This window comes from Ruegeria sp. CDSC052 (assembly GCF_059610685.1).
Genome location: NZ_JBXWOB010000010.1, coordinates 99,062 through 118,011, shown reverse-complemented (window position 1 = coordinate 118,011; position 18,950 = coordinate 99,062). Strand labels below are relative to the sequence as shown.

19 protein-coding genes and 1 pseudogene are annotated in these 18,950 nt (G+C 54.8%); 3 read left to right on the top strand and 17 right to left on the bottom strand.

Features of this window, described 5'->3' with window-relative positions:
* A pseudogene (locus AC2FIM_RS15595) lies at positions 1 to 102 on the top strand (bifunctional methylenetetrahydrofolate dehydrogenase/methenyltetrahydrofolate cyclohydrolase); the annotation flags it as partial.
* 205 nt (positions 103 to 307) lie between these two features.
* Positions 308 to 1,051 carry a LytTR family DNA-binding domain-containing protein gene (locus AC2FIM_RS15590; RefSeq protein WP_271950522.1) on the top strand — a complete coding sequence of 248 codons (744 nt, stop codon included), beginning with the start codon at positions 308 to 310 and terminating at the stop codon, positions 1,049 to 1,051.
* Positions 1,052 to 1,057: 6 nt separating this feature from the next.
* On the opposite strand, the gene pdeM is transcribed toward AC2FIM_RS15590, so the two are convergent.
* The 15 genes from pdeM to AC2FIM_RS15515 form a co-directional block, all read right to left on the bottom strand.
* Complete coding sequence (pdeM, locus tag AC2FIM_RS15585) at positions 1,058 to 1,720, bottom strand: ligase-associated DNA damage response endonuclease PdeM (protein ID WP_142638200.1); 663 nt, start codon at positions 1,718 to 1,720, stop codon at positions 1,058 to 1,060.
* A gap of 42 nt (positions 1,721 to 1,762) precedes the next feature.
* Positions 1,763 to 4,174, bottom strand: a complete 2,412-nt coding sequence (locus AC2FIM_RS15580; protein WP_271950521.1) for a ligase-associated DNA damage response DEXH box helicase — start codon at positions 4,172 to 4,174, stop codon at positions 1,763 to 1,765.
* 40 nt (positions 4,175 to 4,214) lie between these two features.
* A complete protein-coding gene (locus tag AC2FIM_RS15575) occupies positions 4,215 to 5,522 on the bottom strand; it encodes a DUF8689 domain-containing protein (RefSeq protein ID WP_142637954.1) in 1,308 nt (435 codons plus the stop codon).
* Between the two features lie 118 nt (positions 5,523 to 5,640).
* A complete protein-coding gene (locus AC2FIM_RS15570) occupies positions 5,641 to 6,177 on the bottom strand; it encodes a prepilin peptidase (RefSeq protein ID WP_142637956.1) in 537 nt (178 codons plus the stop codon).
* A gap of 3 nt (positions 6,178 to 6,180) precedes the next feature.
* The gene (locus tag AC2FIM_RS15565; RefSeq protein ID WP_271950518.1) at positions 6,181 to 7,032 is read right to left on the bottom strand and encodes a tetratricopeptide repeat protein; all 852 of its coding nucleotides are present in this window, start codon (positions 7,030 to 7,032) and stop codon (positions 6,181 to 6,183) included.
* A gap of 29 nt (positions 7,033 to 7,061) precedes the next feature.
* The gene (locus tag AC2FIM_RS15560; protein WP_185956705.1) at positions 7,062 to 7,643 is read right to left on the bottom strand and encodes a tetratricopeptide repeat protein; all 582 of its coding nucleotides are present in this window, start codon (positions 7,641 to 7,643) and stop codon (positions 7,062 to 7,064) included.
* Between the two features lie 6 nt (positions 7,644 to 7,649).
* The gene (locus AC2FIM_RS15555) at positions 7,650 to 8,627 is read right to left on the bottom strand and encodes a type II secretion system F family protein (RefSeq protein ID WP_142637960.1); all 978 of its coding nucleotides are present in this window, start codon (positions 8,625 to 8,627) and stop codon (positions 7,650 to 7,652) included.
* Between the two features lie 10 nt (positions 8,628 to 8,637).
* Positions 8,638 to 9,606: a type II secretion system F family protein gene (locus AC2FIM_RS15550; RefSeq protein ID WP_142637962.1), complete on the bottom strand. Its 969-nt coding sequence runs from the start codon at positions 9,604 to 9,606 to the stop codon at positions 8,638 to 8,640.
* An 11-nt stretch (positions 9,607 to 9,617) separates the two neighbouring features.
* Positions 9,618 to 11,060 carry a TadA family conjugal transfer-associated ATPase gene (locus AC2FIM_RS15545; protein WP_142637964.1) on the bottom strand — a complete coding sequence of 481 codons (1,443 nt, stop codon included), beginning with the start codon at positions 11,058 to 11,060 and terminating at the stop codon, positions 9,618 to 9,620.
* 24 nt (positions 11,061 to 11,084) lie between these two features.
* Positions 11,085 to 12,320 carry a CpaE/TadZ family protein gene (locus AC2FIM_RS15540; protein WP_142637966.1) on the bottom strand — a complete coding sequence of 412 codons (1,236 nt, stop codon included), beginning with the start codon at positions 12,318 to 12,320 and terminating at the stop codon, positions 11,085 to 11,087.
* A 194-nt stretch (positions 12,321 to 12,514) separates the two neighbouring features.
* Positions 12,515 to 13,144 (bottom strand): OmpA family protein, encoded by a 630-nt coding sequence (locus AC2FIM_RS15535; protein ID WP_496678274.1) that lies wholly within the window; start codon positions 13,142 to 13,144, stop codon positions 12,515 to 12,517.
* A 17-nt stretch (positions 13,145 to 13,161) separates the two neighbouring features.
* The gene (locus AC2FIM_RS15530; protein WP_142637970.1) at positions 13,162 to 14,568 is read right to left on the bottom strand and encodes a type II and III secretion system protein family protein; all 1,407 of its coding nucleotides are present in this window, start codon (positions 14,566 to 14,568) and stop codon (positions 13,162 to 13,164) included.
* Positions 14,569 to 14,762: 194 nt separating this feature from the next.
* Positions 14,763 to 15,644 (bottom strand): Flp pilus assembly protein CpaB, encoded by an 882-nt coding sequence (gene cpaB, locus AC2FIM_RS15525; protein WP_271950513.1) that lies wholly within the window; start codon positions 15,642 to 15,644, stop codon positions 14,763 to 14,765.
* 143 nt (positions 15,645 to 15,787) lie between these two features.
* Positions 15,788 to 15,997 (bottom strand): hypothetical protein, encoded by a 210-nt coding sequence (locus tag AC2FIM_RS15520; RefSeq protein ID WP_142637974.1) that lies wholly within the window; start codon positions 15,995 to 15,997, stop codon positions 15,788 to 15,790.
* Between the two features lie 81 nt (positions 15,998 to 16,078).
* Positions 16,079 to 16,285 (bottom strand): hypothetical protein, encoded by a 207-nt coding sequence (locus tag AC2FIM_RS15515; RefSeq protein ID WP_142637976.1) that lies wholly within the window; start codon positions 16,283 to 16,285, stop codon positions 16,079 to 16,081.
* Positions 16,286 to 16,637: 352 nt separating this feature from the next.
* Here AC2FIM_RS15515 and AC2FIM_RS15510 point away from each other — a divergent pair, with 352 nt between their 5' ends.
* Positions 16,638 to 17,504: a lytic transglycosylase domain-containing protein gene (locus AC2FIM_RS15510; RefSeq protein ID WP_142637978.1), complete on the top strand. Its 867-nt coding sequence runs from the start codon at positions 16,638 to 16,640 to the stop codon at positions 17,502 to 17,504.
* A 43-nt stretch (positions 17,505 to 17,547) separates the two neighbouring features.
* Here the strand turns inward: AC2FIM_RS15510 and AC2FIM_RS15505 are convergent, their stop codons facing one another.
* A complete protein-coding gene (locus tag AC2FIM_RS15505) occupies positions 17,548 to 18,174 on the bottom strand; it encodes a 3-oxoacid CoA-transferase subunit B (protein WP_142637980.1) in 627 nt (208 codons plus the stop codon).
* Positions 18,174 to 18,878, bottom strand: coding sequence for a CoA transferase subunit A (locus AC2FIM_RS15500; RefSeq protein ID WP_142637982.1), 705 nt, complete (start codon positions 18,876 to 18,878; stop codon positions 18,174 to 18,176). Before AC2FIM_RS15500 ends, AC2FIM_RS15505 begins: the two co-directional genes overlap by 1 nt.
* Between the last annotated feature and the right edge of the window lie 72 nt (positions 18,879 to 18,950).

Here is an 18,950-nt window from a genome sequence, read left to right as displayed (position 1 = left end):
GGTGGCGTCGGCCCCATGACAATCGCATGCCTGCTGGCCAACACCCTGACCGCCGCATGCCGCGCAAACAAACTCCCCGAACCAGAAGGCCTGACTGTGTGACCCATAGCGGACAGTCGTGCATGTAGATTTTCAGGGCCGGGGAACTCCCCGGCCTAAAATTTGTTAATATGTAAACTAAGTGTGAGATTACGGGCATTGAATGTGCCTGTATTGGTGATAAACTTTCTATTCCAGCCGGTTACGTTGTAATATGGCAAGTCCCCGGTAGTATTGGCTGGACCCGGAGAGTTGTTGTCGAGTGTTTATGTTCACGAAACTGCGCCCAGTTTTCGCCGAAATAGTAGGGTACCGGTTGATTGCCGGGCTGGTTTTCCTTCTGCTATTGTCCTTCGTATTCCAACCATTTCAGGCCATCGAAGTAACCTTTCCTTGGCGCTTGGCCTTCTGGATCGGGGTGATGGCGCTGGCGCTAGGAGTGACCTGCGTCGCAAGAAGATTGTTGCGTAGGTTGTTCGCTGAGACCGAGTTTTCTGGGCGCGACCTTGTGCTGATATCTTTGGTTTTCGTCCTTTTCGTTCCAAGCCTTTGGTTGATGGTCTGGTTGCTGTTTTCGGCCAACGGACTGCCGTGCCCGGATATGTTATCCGTAACATCTTATGGCGCCTTGCTGTCGGTGGGCTTGATCCTGGTGCGGCGTGAGGCATCGAAACCTCAATCCGAATATGCTGAAATTCCGCTGCCGCGCATGTACAAGCGGTTGCCGGGATCCTTTCAGGGCCGGGTCTATCGCTTGACGGTCCAAGACCACTATGTGGATGTGGTGACTTCTGAGGGCACGTTTACGATCCGGTCGCGTTTTACCGACGCCATAGAGGAAATGGAACCTATACCGGGCCATTGCACGCACAGATCGCATTGGGTTGTCGATGACGCCATTGCTGGGGTCGAACGTAAGGGTGGCAAGATCATGTTGCGCCTGAAGAACGAAGAGCTTGTTCCGGTCAGCAGGAAATACCGTCCGTTCCTAGAGGAAGATGGTCTGATCTGAGCCGCCCTATCTGGGCATTGGGATCATTTGCGGGATTTTCCCTGTCAGGATCGCCATTGCCTGATCGCTCATCAAGGCGTCCAGAACGTGATCCGAGCTAAAGAGCCCACCAGTATAAGTCCCATAGGCAGGCAGGATCAGACGCGCCTGATCCATCAGGAAGGCGGGGCGGGTGATGGAACGACCGCGAACCCGCACGCGCGCCTTGGGGTGGTAATGTCCCGAAACCTCAGCCTTGCCCTTGGGTTGCGCAATATGACGAAAGACCAGAGGGTCAACCGCATATTCGGCCAAATGGCTTCCGCCCAGATCTACCGGGCCGGGGTCATGGTTTCCTTCGATCCAGACCCAGCGGCGACCGGCCTGCATCGCCGTAATCTGCAGCCTGTCGGGCACACTCAAGGCGTTTAGGGCATCAAGATCATCAAAACTATCCCCAAGGCAAATAACGATGTCAGGCTGCGTGTGCTCGATATCTGCGGCCAATCGGGCCAGGGTGTCCTGGCTGTCATAGGGAGGTAATGTCGTGCCGCCCCGGCGCGCCAAACGCTCGGATTTACCCAGATGCAGATCGGACACGCAAAGCACGCTTTTGTCGGGCCACCAAAGGGCACCAGACCCAAGCGCGAGCAGATTTTGCCCGGCTAAACAGATCGAAACTTCGTTCATGTTACGTTCTTTGCGACGTTCCGCTATCGCGTGCAAGAGGTTTTAGCAGGATTTCAGCCCAGCCTCTTGCAATAGGCGCGCGCTTTCTTCCGCCAGCAAGCGTTCTTCAGCAGCACCTTTGACGGGTACCTTGCCAACCTCAAGAAACAGTGGTGCAGCCAGAGGTGAAACCCGATCCAATCGCATCAGATCTATACGTCCCCCGATCCGCTCGATCAGTGCCTCGATCCGCCCGAAATCGACGAGACCGCGCATGGCCTCTTCTCGGGTGATCTGCATTAACAGGTGATCGGGATCGTATTTCAGCAAAGTATCGTAGAGGATATCTGAGGAAAACGTGGCTTGCCGACCACTTTTGCGCTGACCGGCCATGTTCCGTTCGATCAGCCCTGCAATCGTGGCCGAGGCACGAAAGGTGCGCTTCATCACGGCATTGCCCGCCAGCCAGGTTTCCAAGCCGTTGCGCAGCTCGTCGGGCTGAAATAGCGGACGCGGGTCTATCACCGCGTCCAACCCCCAGATCAGGGTTGCATAGTCGGTGGCAACAAAGCCCAGCGGTGCAAGGTCCGTTTCTTCCATCCGTTTGGTCAGCAACAGCCCCAGCGTCTGCTGGGCGTTGCGACCCGCAAAACCATAGACACACAGGTTTTCGCGCCCATCGTTGGGGAAACTTTCGATCAGTAACCTGTCACGCTGAGGCAGGCGCGAGATATCGCGCTGCAACACCAGCCAATCTGCGGTATGCGCGGGTAACTGGGGCCAATCGGGCTGTGCAAACAGCCGCAGGATACGGTCGCTCAGCTGCGTCGAGGTCGCAAATTTGGTGCCTGAAAACGTTGCGATCTTGGGCTTCTTATCCGCTCGGCGGCTGACTTCGACCGTCATCTCGCGCAATCCCTCATAGCGCACGATCTGGCCGCCGATCAGAAAGGTATCTCCGTGGGTCAGCGAGGCAGCAAAGGCTTCTTCGACCTCTCCCAGAGGCTTGCCCCCTCGATTGCGTTTCAGGCGGACTTTCAACGTATCTGTGTCCTGAATCGTGCCAAGGTTCATGCGGATACGCTGCGCAGCACGGGGGTCACGCAGCTGCCATTGCCCATCTGGCCGTAGCTGCAGCCTTTGCCACCGATCATAGGCGCGCAGGGCATAGCCCCCGGTTGCACAAAAGTCCAAACAGGCGTCGAACTCTGCTCGGGTCAACCCGGCATAGGGGCCCGCTGCGGTCATTTGCCGGAACAGGTCATCGGCCAAGAATGGCCCGGATGCTGCGGCAATCAGGATATGTTGACACAACACATCGCGTGGACCTGCGCCGCGGGGATCACCGTCCAGATCATGAGCTTTTACAGCCTCAAGTGCCGCTATGCATTCCACAACTTCGAAGCGGTTTGCGGGCACTAACAATGCTTTGGAGGGGGCGTTGTATCTGTGATTTGCGCGCCCGATGCGCTGAACCAGCCTTTTGACGTTTTTGGGCGCCCCGATCTGAATGACCAGGTCGACATCGCCCCAATCAATACCAAGATCCAGACTGCCTGTGCAGACGATCGCGCGCAGTTCACCGCGAACCATTGCGGCCTCGACACGTTCGCGTTGCTGCCTGTCCAGACTGCCGTGATGAATGCCAATCGGCAGCCCGTCTTCGTTGGCAAGCCAGAGGTTGTGAAAGAAAATCTCGGCCTGTGCGCGGGTGTTGTGAAAGATAAGCGTCGTCTTATGCTTCCGGATCTGGTCCAGAACGGCAGGGATGGAATAGGCCGCGCCACCGCCCGACCACGGAGGCATTTCCGGCGTTTCCAACATTTGGATATCGGGGTCAGGCCCAGGATCGGCCTCAACGATCCGGCAGGGATCAGGGTGACGTGCCAGAAATCGGGCAATCGCATTGGGGTCTTCGACCGTTGCAGACAGGCCCACCCTGCGCAGGTCCGGGCAGAGCCCCTGCAGACGGGCCAGCGCCAGCATCAGCTGGTCGCCACGTTTGCTCTCGGCCAGGGCGTGGATTTCATCGACAACCACCCGTTGCACGCCCTGAAACATCCGCCCGGCGTCTTCATAAGAGGTCAGCAGGGCCAGGCTTTCAGGTGTGGTCAAAAGGATCTGCGGTGGGTCAACTCGCTGACGCTTTTTCTGTGTGGCTGAGGTATCTCCGGTGCGGTCCTCAATCCGGACGGCCAGGCCCATTTCCTCGGCTGGGCCACGCAGGTTTCGCCGGATATCTGCCGCCAGCGCCTTGAGAGGGGAGACGTAGATTGTATGCAGGCCATCATGGTCCCGCTCTGCCAGATCGGCCAGCGTGGGTAGAAATCCGGCCATTGTCTTGCCCCCGCCGGTGGGGGCTATCAGCAACGTCGCCGGTTCAAGGGCCCGGTCGTACATGTCCTGCTGATGCGGGTGGATGGACCAACCTTTGTCTTCAAACCAGTCAGTAATCCGGGCGGGAATCTGCGTCATAAAGGCAGATTACCCGGCCCGTCAGCGAAATGGCATTAGGTTATTTGACGATTTTCTCATCTTTGACGAACATGTTGGCCCAAGCGCGTTCAATCAGATCGGGGCTCATCTGATAGGGGATGCCCTCGAATTCGCAGATCGAGATCATCTGATCAATCAGGAATATCGGCTGATAGTTCGCATAGATGTTGTCGATGGTCGGGTATTTGACCTTTAGCAGATGGACCAATGCGGCCTCGTCCAGAGGCATCCCGCGTTTGCGGGCCACCATGGCGAAGATTTTCAGGAAGTTCTCTTGGTTCGGACCGTCAATCTTGATCTTGAAGAAGATCCGGCGCAAAGCGGCTTGGTCAAAGATCTCGTTGGGGTGAAAGTTGGTCGAAAAGATGACCAGCGTGTCAAAGGGCACTTCGAATTTTTCACCCGATTGCAGGCCAAGGATATCCTTGTTCTCTTCCAGTGGAACAATCCAGCGGTTGATCAGGGCCTGAGGTGGTTCCTGCTGACGGCCAAGGTCGTCAACGATAAAGATGCCGCCCGTCGATTTCAGCTGCAGCGGGGCCTGATAGGTCCGCGCCGTAGGGTTATAAACCAGATCGAGCATGCTGAGTGACAGTTCACCGCCAGTCACAACAGTTGGTCTTTCACATTGGACATAGCGCGAATCAAACCGCTTGCGGCGGCGCAAGCTATTGGGATCATCTGCTTCTTGTTCGATGGCTGTGTGTACAATCGGGTCATACACCGTGATCACCTGACCAGCGTATTCGATGGCATATGGGACATAGACATTATCGCCCAAAGCATCCCGAATACCGTTCGAGATAGAGGATTTACCATTACCCGGAGGTCCATACATCAGGATTGATCGGCCTGCACTGACCGCGGGTCCAAGGTGGTCCAGCAGGCTGTCAGGCAGAACCAGATGGCCCATTGCCCCGGTCAACTGGTCGCGGGAAACCTGGATATTCCGGATCGACTGGCGTTTTACCTGCTCGCGGTACACATCCAACGGGACGGGCATGGCGCCGAAATATTCGGACTGGCTCAGCGCATCCAATGCACGCGCTTTGCCCGCATCGGTCAGTTGATACCCCATCTCATTGCCGCTGTTGGCGTTCAAAGTACCGGTTGCTTCCAGCAGCTTTTGTTCGCGGGCAAGGTCGATCAATTCCTGTGTGACAGAACCCGGCAAGCAGATCGCTTGGGCAACTTCGGAAACTGTATCTACGGTTTTACGAAAGATAGTTTTCAGCAGGATATCCCGCATCATAACAATAGGAAGCTGCATATCGCCCAACCCCTTTGGGGTAGGGGGGGCCATTACCGAGGTTGTCTGCATATTCATGAGCGTTGCCCGTCTAATTCAGTATTCACGCCAATAGCCCTGAAAAGGGCCCTTTGACGAAAATTTGGCCGGGCTTTGTGTCAGTTCCAAGGCGGGGACAAGGCGGACTGATGATAGTTTACGAGCCGTAAACAGTTCCAAGTATCAGGTAGATGGCCAGGGTTGCACCAAGCGCGAAACCCATTGGAAATTGTTTGTCCCGACGCCAGCTTTCCCAATCTGGGGCAATAGCTCTGAGGGCGGTATGTTTGGCCAATCGATGCGTGACAAAGGCCGCCAAGGTGGTCGACATCAGGATCAACAATACCAATGTGAAATCGCCCATCCAAACAAAGGCTGAGGCCGCGGCTATGAATTTTGCGTCTCCGGCTCCCATAATGCCGGCTGCGTTGAGCAGAATGCCGATGACCAGCATTACAACTATATGTAACAGCTGCCACAAATAGGGTGGGAGGGACACAGAAAACGGGCCGGTAATCCAACCATCCGACCAGGGCGGCAGGACAAACAAACCGATGACCGCAAATACCGAAGCCAGTGCTACTACGGCGTGATTCTTGATGAGCATGTCACGCAGGTCGGTGAAGGCCACGTAATAGCAGATCGGCAGTACGAACGGCAAAAACCAGGCCGCAGCACCCGCTGGAATATGCATGTATCAGGCTTCCTCAAGCGCGCGCAGGGATCGAACGGCTTCGTCGTAATGTTGCGGATGGGTGGCGATCGCTTCGCGGAACAGGTTCTTGGCCGTCGCCACATCACCGCGTTTCACCGCCGAGATGGCCATTGTGTTCAACAACATCGCGCGTTCGACCTGAGACATGGGAACGACAGGCATGCTGTAATTGCCCTGTGCAGCCCGGGCGAGGACCAGATTGTTCTTTGCCGTGAATAGAGTGTTATCCTGTCGAATGGCCTCGGTGAATAACCGTTCGGCTTCGTCGTACTGGCCGCGTGTCAGTTTGGAATATCCCCAGTTGTTCATTACACCACCGGGGCGGGTCGTCAGACCCACGGCGGTTTCATAGAAATGATCCGCGCGTTTCCAGTCTTTTTGCGAATCCGCGACGACGGCTTCCAGGCGGTAGCGTTTGAAAGATTCAAAAGTCGGCGGGATCGAATCCAATGTCGATTTGGCCTGTGACCAGTTCCCGGAACGTACCAGAGAATCTGCGTATTCGACTTTGTCTACATTGGTCGCACCGCTCATCGTGGTGACTTTTTTCCAGGCGGCGGTTGCCTCGGTCGTCCGTTTAGCGCGCGCCAGTGAAATCGCCAGCCCACGTTGCAGGTCTATACGACCCGGGTTCTTGGCGGCGGCACCCTGGAAATAGGTAACGGCTTCGTTTGGGTCGGCGGCCGACAGAAGAACGTCGTTCAGGTTGGTCTCGTCAATGACGTTCACCTCCTGAAATGTACGCTCGACCTTTTCTTCCTCGGACTCTTTTTCACAGGCTGAGAGGATCAGCCCGCAGATTGCGATAGACGGAATCAAGAATTGTTGGCGCATTTTTGCGTCCCTTACTGCTCTTGCCTATGTTACGGGAGCTTGCGCAGCATGAATTGCCCGTCGCCTTGCTGCTCCAGTGTGTATTCTTGTTCTTGAGGGGTATTATTATCAGTATTTTCCATTTTTGCGAGAGCTAACCGCAGATTGTCCCGAATTGCGTCACTTTCGCCATTATCGAGAGCATAGGCCCGGCGAAAGACCTGAGCGGCCTCGGGGTATTCACCGATTTCCATCAGCAACACACCCAGATTGTTCCAGGCGACAGACCATTCGGGGTCATCTTCAACCGCTCGGCGCAGCAGCGTTTCCGCCTGTCCAAGCCTCCGAAGGCCCAGATTTGCCGTCCCCATCGAGGTCAGGATCTGCGTTGTCATTCCCTGATTGAGCGCTGCGCGGATAAAGGCATCCAACGCAAGCTCGTATTCACCCGAAGCCATCAGCCGGTTGCCTACTGCAATCTGATCTTCGGCCGGGGCTTTACGATCAATGCCAGGTGCATCCAGATCCCCAGAGGACCCCGTTTCCGTGCAAGAAGCCACCGTGGCAAGAACCACGGTGGCCTGTAACACGCGGCGTATCCCCGTCTGGATGCACCTGGGTTTCAATTTCATAGGCTATTAGCCTCCGCCGAATTCAGCGATGCCTTTGGCCGAGGGTCCAACCAGAATGACCAACAACGGTGGCACCGTCAGCATCATAGTGGCGAGTGTCATTTTGGTTGGCAACTTGTTAGCGGCCTCTTCGGCGCGCATCACGCGCTTATCTCGCATCTCGCCAGCGTAAACCCGCAAAGCTTCGGCGATGGATGTACCGAATGTTGCCGATTGGATCATCACCGTCACAAATGAGTTAACATCCTGAACGCCACAGCGCGTACCAAAATCGCGAAGAACCGTATCCTTGTCCTTACCGGCCTTCAATTCGTGGGCGACGACTTCAAATTCAAGCGAAATCTCAGGGTAGGAAGCTTTCATTTCGCGTGCGACGCGAACGATGGCCTGGTCCAGCGACTGGCCAGCCTCGACACAGACCAGCATCAGGTCAAGAGTATCGGGAAAGCCTGCGGTGATCGCTTCTTGCCGTTCTGCGACCCTTCGGGTGATCCAATAGCGTGGCAGAAAATACCCGGCGGCCGACGGGACAAGAACTCGTATTATCATCTGCTGCGCGGTAAATTCCTGACCGTCGGAAAGGACAGTGACCAGCAAAACACCAATCACAATTCCGATGATGCCCAAGGAAAATTGAGCGAAGTGGAAGAACCGAACTGCGTCCTTTGATTGATACCCCGCCTGCCGCAGTTTCAGCTGCATGGCAGACAGTTCTTCCTTGTTCTGTGGCTCAAGGAAGTTGGCAAACTTCTCAAGCTGCTCGTTTCGCCCGCTGGTTCTGAGCTTGTCCTTTTTGACCTTCTTATCCTGTCGAGGGGCTGCATTAGAACGCTGCAGTTTCTTCAGGGGATCTTCTGGCTGGCTCAGGATCAAGGGGACTGTGATCAAGATCATGAACAGTCCAAGTACACCAACCACGATCAGTGGACCGAAGGGGCCAAGGAGCTCGGTTAGAAAGTCATTTATTTGGGTCAGGATTTCCATGGTGGTGTCCTCAGACCTTGATGTCGGTTAGAATGCGCATGACGATCAGGTTCAGTGTCAGCATGATGCCGACAAAGAAACAGGCAGGAATGAACCATGGGTGATCCATAACTTCGTCATAGTACCCGGGGTCGTTCACCAAAATGAATCCCAGGCAGAACAGTGGAAATCCAGATAGGAATTTTCCTGACCATTTTGCCTCGGCTGTGATAGCGTTGACGCGCCGGAAAAGTCGAAAACGGGCCCGGATCACCTTGGCCAGACCGGCCAGAATTTCGGCCAGGTTACCACCGGATTGCTGTTGGATGCCGACGGCCACTGCCAAAAACCGTAGATCCTGCATATCCAGTCGTTGTGCCAGATCTTTGAGAGATTCACCGACGTCACGGCCATAGGCACATTCATCAGCGATAACTCCGAATTCAGTGGCGAGTGGATCCTGGACTTCATTTGCGACGATTTGAATGGTGGACACAAAAGGGTTCCCGACGCGAAGCGACCGAACCATCAATTCCACAGCATCTGGCAACTGTTCTTCCAGCATTGCCATACGCTTTTTGGCCTTGTTGTTTACCCACGCATAGACACCACCAACACCGATTGCGACCGAAATTGCGGCCCGCATTATGGTTTCCGTTCCCGTTGCAATGCTGAGCCCCATGAAGGCAAAGCCTGTCACCAACACCATAATCAGGATCAACTGACGGGGTGTGAAGGCGATGGCGGCCTTCTGAGCCTTGTCCGCCAACAGGGAATAGAGCGGAATACTCTGGGACTTCATATGCTGCTGCATTTCCTTGCGCAGCTGTTCCAGAACTTGTTCGCGCCCGACGCCTTTATCCAGCATGTCAAGACGGCGGTTCACGCGGCTGTTCAGACTGATGGATTTTCCGAAGGCAACCAGATAGATTCCTTCCACCAACGCAAGTACGCCTACGAAGATCGCGACGTAGATCAGTGCCTCCATAGGCAGTTGCATTTCAAGATCTCCTACATAGTCGTTGGTTCGTAAATCGAAGGGGGCAGATCATAGCCCCACAGACGGAAGCGTTCGGAGTAGTGGCTGCGAACGCCTGTCGCGGTAAAATGGCCAATGATCTTGTTGTCGGGCGTTAATCCAACGCGTTGAAAACGAAAGATTTCCTGCATGGAAATCACATCGCCTTCCATACCAGTGATTTCGGTGATCGAAGTCATACGCCGCGAGCCGTCCTGCAGGCGGCTTGCCTGAACGATCAGGTTCACAGCACTGGAGATCTGGCTACGGACGGCCTTGATCGGCATTTCGATCCCGGCCATCGCGATCATGTTTTCAAGGCGCGAAATCCCGTCTCGGGCCGAGTTCGCGTGGATCGTTGTCATCGAGCCATCATGGCCAGTGTTCATGGCCTGTAGCATGTCGATAACTTCCGAGCCCCGTGTCTCACCCACGATGATACGGTCGGGACGCATACGAAGGGCGTTTTTCAGACAGTCGCGGGGGCTGACTTCACCCTTGCCTTCGACGTTAGGCGGGCGGCTTTCCATCCGGCCAACATGAGACTGTTGCAGCTGGAGTTCCGCTGTATCCTCGATGGTCAGAATACGCTCGGCGTCGTCGATAAAGCTGGACAATGCGTTTAGCGTGGTTGTTTTACCGGAACCGGTACCGCCCGAAACGATCACATTCAGGCGTGTAGATACAGCAGCCTGCAGATAGGCGGCCATTTCTTCGGTGAAGGCACCAAAATTCACCAGATCATCAATGGCCAGCTTATCTTTTTTGAACTTACGAATGGATACCAGCGAGCCGTCAACGGCAATCGGTGGCACCATGGCGTTGAAACGCGAGCCATCCGCCAGACGGGCGTCCACATAGGGGTTGGATTCGTCAACACGGCGGCCCACGGCGGATACGATCTTGTCGATGATCCGCATCAGGTGCTTTTCGTCTTTAAAGGTAACGTCGCTAATTTCTAGCTTACCGAACCGTTCAACAAAAATTTGCTGCGGGCCGTTGACCAGAATATCGCTGACAGAGTCGTCCTGAAGCAAGGTCTCGAGCGGGCCAAGACCGGTTACTTCGTCATACAGTTCCTTGTTCAGCTGTTGCCGGTCGTCGCGGTTTAGAACGATGTTGCGGGATTCCAGAACCTCACTGGCAATCGCACTGATTTCCGAGCGCAGCTCGGATTCTCCAGCTTTCTCAAGGGCCGCAAGGTTCAGGTTTTCAAGAAGCTCGCGGTGGAGTTCGATCTTGATTTCGCCCAGACGCTCTTTGCGCTTGCGTTCCTTGTCCGCCCCTACAACCTCGACCGCCTTTTTGGGGGTGGGTCGCCGGGCAACAGCAGTAGCGGTTGATGCTTGCTCCGCTGCAGGTGCAGGTGTGGCCTCGGGCGATTTAGCCGGTGCCTGGACCGGTTGTGCTTCGGGTTTTTTATATCTTGAAAACACGGCGGCTCTCCCTGTGGGATTGTGTTATGCGGCTTCGGCGCTACTGCTGCCCAGGCTGTGCAGCGACTTCGCAAGCTTTGCGATTTCCTTGCGCAGTGGGTTCTTGGCCGCAGCGTTGGCCAATGGCAGACCGTGATCACCGCTTTGCATCACCGGTTTGCCGCCATCCGGCAGTTGAAGATCAATAGAGATACCCAGGCTTTCACCCATGCGCTTGACCCGGCCCTTACCATTCAGATCGGTAAATTTCGGGGCGCGATTGAGAGCGAAACGCAACTTATTGAAGGGTAGTTCCTCGGCCTGTAAAGCGCGCTTGAGGCGCAATGCGTTCTGAGCCGAACGCATGTCCAGTTCTATCAGGGCAAAGTAAACATGGGCGGCCTGCAGTACAGTTTCCGACCAGTGAACCAATGTCGTTGGCATGTCGACGATCACATAATCGAAGTGCTTTCGTGCCTTTTCGATCACCCGTTCGATATCTTCTTGCGTAATCAGATCCAAAGGCACCATATCCGACGGCGCAGTTAGCACCTGCAGCTTGTCCTCATAGGACTGAAGCGCCTGGGTAAAGAGGTCATCATCCATTGCCGCCGTATCAGACAGCATCTCGAATACAGTTTCTCGACGGGGAAGATCCAGATATGTCGAAACCGTTCCGTATTGCAGGTCCAGGTCAATCAAACAAACCGAAGGGGCCTCTTTGTCAGAGACCGTTGCCAGTTCCCAAGCTAGGTTGACGGCCATAGTCGTCGACCCGACCCCACCGGCAAGTCCTTGAACCACAAACAAAGCACCCTCTTTAGAGTCGCCAGCTGCACGTGCGGCATCTGATCCGGGGGCAACGGCGACGGGTTCGGGTTTGTTCATCCGGTCGATTGCTTCTTGCAATTCACCTTCTGGAAGAGGGTAGGGGACGAATTCATCCGCGCCCTTGCGCAACAACTGATGCAGCGAAGCCGGGGTCACGTCCTCGGCGATCAGAACTATTTTGATATTTTTGTCTTTTGCCTGTGTGATGATTTCACCCATCAGTGACAGGTTGTCTTCATCCTCGCCATCAATGGCCAACGCGACAAATTGCAGTGAATTCGCCTCGGGTTGGTTGAAAAATGTCAGGGCTTCGGCAAAGCCGAGATCACCCCAACGCTCACCCAAAGCGCCTTCCATATCTTCTATAAGCAGATCGAAATTCTGGACATCACGGCTGATCGTGCAGGCCAGAATTGCGGTCTCTTCGTTTTGCGGCGTGGCGCTTGTCATTAACACAATCCTCGTCGAAGGGTAGGCGAACCATCCTGGCCCAGAGGACAGGATTGGCTTGCTGTCACCCTATTGCGGCCATTTTCGGACGCAGGTCACCCAATTGTTGAAAATGTGGCTTGGAACTTAGGCAAGAATTAGGCGCAAAAGAACCAATTGTAGGGAATTGGGCGACGATGCCGCCCAATCACAGTTTATTGTTCGCTTGTATCGCCAATAGCGGTTTCGCGGCGCAGCTGGGATTCATAAACCGCGCTTTCCACGTACTCACGATTGACGATAGCGGCGTATTTGCCATCGAGTAGCTGGGGTGCACGATCAACGAAGCCTGATACTTCGGTCACGGTGCGCCTGTTGCGACGGTCTCGATCCGGCGTAGCCACAAGAGGTCGTGACTTACCGAATGAAACAACCGCCTCCAACCGCGAGCGAGAGATACCCTGCCGCGTAAGGAACGCAACAGCCGCATTTGCGCGCCGCTGGCCCAGGCTTTGGTTATATGCCGTTGATCCAACAGCATCCGTATGGCCATAGACCCGGAACCGTGCCTCGGGGAACTGTTTGATCCAGTTCGCCTGACGCAAGAGTACTCGCCGAGCTGTTTCGTCCAGTTGAGCGCTGTTGAAATCAAAGTTGATCTGGGTCGGCACTTCGGCTGCGAACCGTTGGCCCAGGATCTGGGCATATGTCAGTTCGCCATTCATTACTTGAATGTTGTTCAGTGTCGCATTCCCGAACGCGCCCTGATCGGCTTCGTATCCGGCCTCACGCGTACATGCGGCGACAGCGACCGAAAGACCCAGTGTGATGATCCACTTCTGCATTGGTCCTATCCTCCTAATCAATCCAGGACGTAGCCGTACGAGCTACCGAAGTCCTGATTCGCGACTTCCGAAGCTGCACCGGCACCCAGACGTTCAGTCCGACCGACTTTGCCATTAACGAACAGATCAAATTCGCTGGGTGGTTTGACCCGATCCGTAGGCAGAGCCAGTGCCTCACCACGTGTCGGCGACACAAGGTGGGCTGTGATGATGATCACCAGTTCACTTTGCTGACGCTGATATTCCGCGCTGCGGAAGAGGGCGCCAAGAACCGGGACGTCACCCAACCAAGGAATCTGGCTGTTCAGGTCGGTGAAATCATCCTGGATCAAGCCAGCGATCGCAAAGCTTTCACCATCGCGCAGCTCAACCGTTGTGCTGGTCTGGCGTGTGATGAAAGATGGAACATTATCACCTTGAATGGTGAAGTTCGACGAACCATCGATAGCTGACACGGCAGCAGCCATTTCAAGGTTGATCAGATCACCATCCACAACGCGGGGGATAAAGTCGATTTCAACACCGAAGGCTTTGTATTCAATCGCAATTACGCCGTCGTCCTGCGGTACCGGAATAGGAACTTCACCACCTGCAAGGAACGTCGCTTCCTGACCCGAAAGTGCGGATAGGTTAGGCTCTGCTAGGCTGCGCGCCAGTCCTTTGGACTCGAGTGCCTCCAGCAGCAGACGAACCTGTGTGGAGCCTGCGCCAAAGCCGAACAGAATTGCGCCGGTATTCGTCTGTACCGCCGGAATGTTGTTGTTCAGGGCATTTGCCAAAGCACCAGCATTGTTCAGCGTGTTGATACCGCCAGTCACATCACTGCCGCCGAAACCAAGCGATGCAGTCAGGCTTTTAGCCACCGACCGATTCATCTCGGCAAAGCGCACTTTCAGCATGACCTGCTGAACGCCGCCAACCGACATCAGGTTCGATACGCGCTCCGGTGCATAGCGCTCTGCCAGCTCCAATGCCCGCGCCAACTTGGCAGCGCTAGAAATTGTGCCAGAAAGAACGATACCGTCATTGGCGGTGCGAACTTCGATAGGCTCGGTTGGCAAAATCTGGCGCAGACGTTCTTTAAACTCGGTAACATCCGGTGCCACACGGACCCGAACATTAGCAAGTAGATTACCTGCACCGTCGAACAATGTCAGGGTCGTCAGGCCAGGAGCCTTACCCAAAACATAGATAGTACGATCCGAAAGCGACGAAATATCAGCGATGCCTGCATTGGCGATGCTGAGTTCGGCAAACGGTTGCTCACTTTCTACAACTATTGCGCGGTTCATTGGCACATCAAGCGTTTCCGCTGTACCCTTCTTTACCACGCGAAGTGTTTCAGCCCAGGCAGCATTGCCGACTGGGCCAACTACGAGCGCCAAGCCCAATAGGGCTGCGCTTATCCAGGAACTTCTTTTCATGTGACCTGCCTCTCCGATCACGCCTCGTTTTTTGCGGCTACTGCCTTATGTCTGATAACACTGCGCGAATTGAGAATTTATTGCAATAATCAATGGTTTCTGGAATTTTCCTTATGTGGACAATGCGCAACATGCGAACAAATTAGGGCCGCGCAATTCGCGCGGCCCCGGTCATGTAACGCACTGATTTTCTGTTAATTTGTGCAGGGTGTTACTATTCCCGTGTCGACGATCTCGGCACCGCGGCGCGTCTTGACCGTACAGACCTCTTCCGCGATTTTGGGTGCCACGGGGACGACATCTTTAATGCCCAGAAGTTTTCTTTGGTCAACTTCGACCGCGCTTGCGATTGTGTCGTCTTGCACGCCAACCAGCGCCAAAGACAGGCGGCCGGTGTTCTGAGCCTGAGCCAGTGCCGCGATTTGTTCCGGAGTAGCAGCGACCGTAACGGTGCGCGCGATCGTGGCTCCGGTCAGATCGGACCCGGCGCTCTGGTCAACAGCGATCAACTCAATGCTGGTTTGAATCAGGCGGGTGATTTCGCCGCGCGACCCATCGATTCCGCCACCATACGAACCGGTCCAATAAACATCGATACTGTCACCAGGGCGAAGGAAGCCGGATACGCCCGAGGCAACGTCCACGCTGATTGCAAATGCGCGCTTACCTTTCGCGATTCGTGATGTCAGACCCGCTGCCTCGCCTGGTTTGGTTACTTTGACCTCCATCAGGGCTTCGTCTTTTTCCATGGTCCTCAGAACGAAGCGGTCGCCACTTGCATCCTCTGGAAACAGGACGGCCATTTCAAGGAAGCTTCCTTCGGGAATTGCATCCTCAGGCCATTTCACGATCCGCACATCTTCGGCGACCAGACGCTCACCATATTTAAGAGCACGGTTCGAAACCAGAACGTCCACCGTCGGGACGGACTTAACATTTGCCAATGCTTCCTGAGCCGCCAAACGTTCTCTGGCCAATTCCGCCTGATACTGAGAAATATAGTCCCGCGCCATATAAACGGCTCCTCCTGCCAGAGCCACCCCAACAATCAGGACAAGTCCAAATACTGCACGCATGCGCGTTCCCTCATTTATTTGTATGCGATGTCAGTCGTCATAGGGAATACGACTTCAACTGACTATTGGTTACAGGAGAATTGTGTCGAAAAGGGGGACAATGAAGTATTTTTTTGACGCCCGTGTCCTTAGTGCCAGATTGATCAATCTGATTCCGATGCCTGTTCCTGATTCGCAGAATAGACCTCTATACCGCGAAGTGCGTTACCCGTCTCGGTATCGACGTGTTGTACCCCGCCCGTCAAATTGAATACGGTGACAAGTCCAAGGCCGACCAGCGCAGCAGTAAGCACCACCCAATCAACGGTGATTGCGCCATGTTCCCCGGATAAGAATTTTGAAATACCCTTCATCGCAGGACCTCGTCTTTTTTCTATAAAAAAGGGGGCCGCGATCTGACGAGCGCAGCCCCCTTCAAAATTCTATCTAAATAATTACGGGGTTGTTGGGCCCGCGTTAGGTGCAGTAACAACAACACCCGTCAGGGCGGTGTCAATGTCGCCAGCCAGATCGTCGACACCGTCGCTAACCTGTGTCCAAGCAACAGCGGCCAGGCCAACAACAGCTGCGGTCAGAACGACCCAGTCTACTGTTACGGCGCCGTCTTCGTCAGTGGTGAAGTTCTTGATGAACTTGATCATGTTACGTCCCTCCTAAAGGATCTAATAAGTCTAATGAACCTCGGCGTCTTCCAGAGCTTCGTCTCTCAGTCCGCTCCCGATCGTCTCGGTATGGCATTATGTTTGCCTGTTGGGCGTGGCAGGAATTGGGCCAAACCCCAAATTTTTGTGCCTCAGCTTAACTTTTTGGTAGCTTTCCGATTAACTAATTGAAATTAAATAAATAAAAATAATCCCTTCGTACGAGTACCGATAAAACCCGATGCAAAATGGCGCCAAATGAGGCGAAATTGCCCCAATTCACATTGTTTTTCTGGCCTTACAGACAGATTCGGGGTTCAAATCGACGCAAAAGAGAACATGAGGCAGGCAAATGAATCTCCGGAACGCAATAACTTGCGCCGGCTTGGCGCTGGCAGTGGTGTCCGCACCTGTGTCTGTCTCCGCCAACGAAGTCGAACCGCGTGGCGTATATAAACGGATCAAAGCAGCCAAGCCCGGTCAGCGCCCGCGCATTACCGTTCAGATATCGCCTACAGAACATGCCTCAGCACCTTCGGCGCCCAGCACAGGGGCTGAGATCGTAGTTCCTGAGATTATCGCGAGGACACGTGTTACGCCTCCGGGGCTTCCGGGAATTTCGCCGCAAAACAAACCCGTCGGGTCATATAAAGCGTTCTGGGACAGGATCTCACCCGGGATAGATGAGGCCAGTTCGGGTCGTTTGCAGGATTCGATAAATGCGCTTGCCGCCATAAACGTAGCCTCGCCCCGATTGCAGACGCTTCAGAATATTGCTCAGCGGCAGGGGATCGACATTTTACGCTCGACCGTAGGGACAAATGTGTCGCCTGCGTTGGTGCTGGCCGTCATCTCGGTTGAATCGGCAGGCCGGGAGAAGGCGGAAAGTTCGGCCGGGGCGCAGGGGCTGATGCAGCTTATGCCCGCGACCGCGAAACGATTTGGGGTCGAGGACAGCCTTCACCCGGGGCAGAACATCTCGGGCGGAGTGAAATACCTGAACTGGCTGATGGAAGAGTTTGGAAACGACCCGATCCTGGTCCTGGCCGGATATAATGCGGGCGAGGGTGCGGTTCGCAAACATGGTGGTGTACCGCCTTATGCGGAAACACGGGACTATGTGCCCAAGGTTCTCGCGGCTTTTCAGGTGGCGCGAGCGCTGTGTTCGACACCGCCCGAGTTGATTTCTGACGGGTGCGTGTTTCAGGCTCTTAATTGACCAAGGCCCACACTGAAGTGGGCCTTGCCATTAGGTGAATTGATCAGTCGACAATCGTCGCCTGTGTCGCGGCGCGCATCTCATCTTCGCTGACACCATCTGCGAGCTCTACGATCTTCAGGCCGCCATCGACCACATCCAGAACTCCAAAATTGGTGATGATGCGATCCACAACACCCTTGCCGGTCAGCGGCAGGGTGCACTCTTTCAGCACTTTCGATTCACCGTGTTTGTTGGTGTGATCCATAACCACGATCACACGTCCGACACCTGCAACCAAATCCATCGCGCCGCCCATGCCTTTGACCAGCTTGCCGGGAATCATCCAGTTGGCCAGATCGCCTTTTTCATCCACTTCCATGGCACCCAGGATTGCCGCGGCGATTTTGCCGCCCCGGATCATGGCGAAAGACGTAGCGCTGTCGAAATAAGCAGTCCGAGACAGTTCGGTGATCGTCTGCTTGCCTGCGTTGATCAGATCCGGGTCTTCGTCGCCCTCGAAAGGAAAGGGACCCATACCAAGCATTCCGTTTTCAGATTGCAGGGTGATATCCTTGTCGCCAACATAATTTGCCACCAGCGTCGGGATACCGATGCCGAGGTTTACATACATGCCGTCTTCGAGCTCTTGCGCTGCGCGGGCGGCCATCTGATTCCGGTCCCAGGGCATTATGCGTCCTCCTTCTTGCGGGTGGTGCGCTGTTCGATGCGCTTTTCGTGATTGCCCTGAATGATACGATGCACGTAAATTCCAGGTAGGTGGATCATGTCAGGGTCCAGAGAGCCACGGGGCACGATCTCTTCAACTTCGACCACACAGATCTTACCGCAAGTGGCGGCGGGCACGTTGAAGTTTCGGGCGGTTTTGCGGAACACCAGATTGCCGGTGTCGTCGGCTTTCCACGCCTTGATAATCGCCAGATCTGCAAAAATACCTTCTTCGAGAATATAGGTCTCGCCGTTGAAGTCCTTGTGTTCTTTGCCATCGGCGATAACGGTGCCTACGCCCGTTTTTGTGTAGAAACCCGGGATCCCGGCACCACCTGCGCGCATCCGTTCGGCCAGGGTGCCTTGAGGGTTGAATTCCAGTTCAAGCTCACCGCTGAGGTACTGACGCATGAATTCGGCGTTTTCGCCCACATATGAACTGATCATCTTTTTGACCTGCTTCGTTTGCAGCAGGATACCGATACCGAAATCGTCCACGCCCGCATTGTTCGAGGCAAAGGTCAGGTCTTTGGCACCCGAGGTCTTGATTGCCTCAAGCAGCAGCTCGGGAATCCCGCACAGGCCAAACCCACCAGCGGCGATCAACATGCCATCCGAAAGTACGCCATCGAGCGCTTCGTTGGCATTGGCATAGATTTTCTTCATGGAAAACTCCCCCAATGAGATGGTGTTGGGCAGGTTGTGCCGTCACGTCACGGGGAAGTCAATGAAACCGGG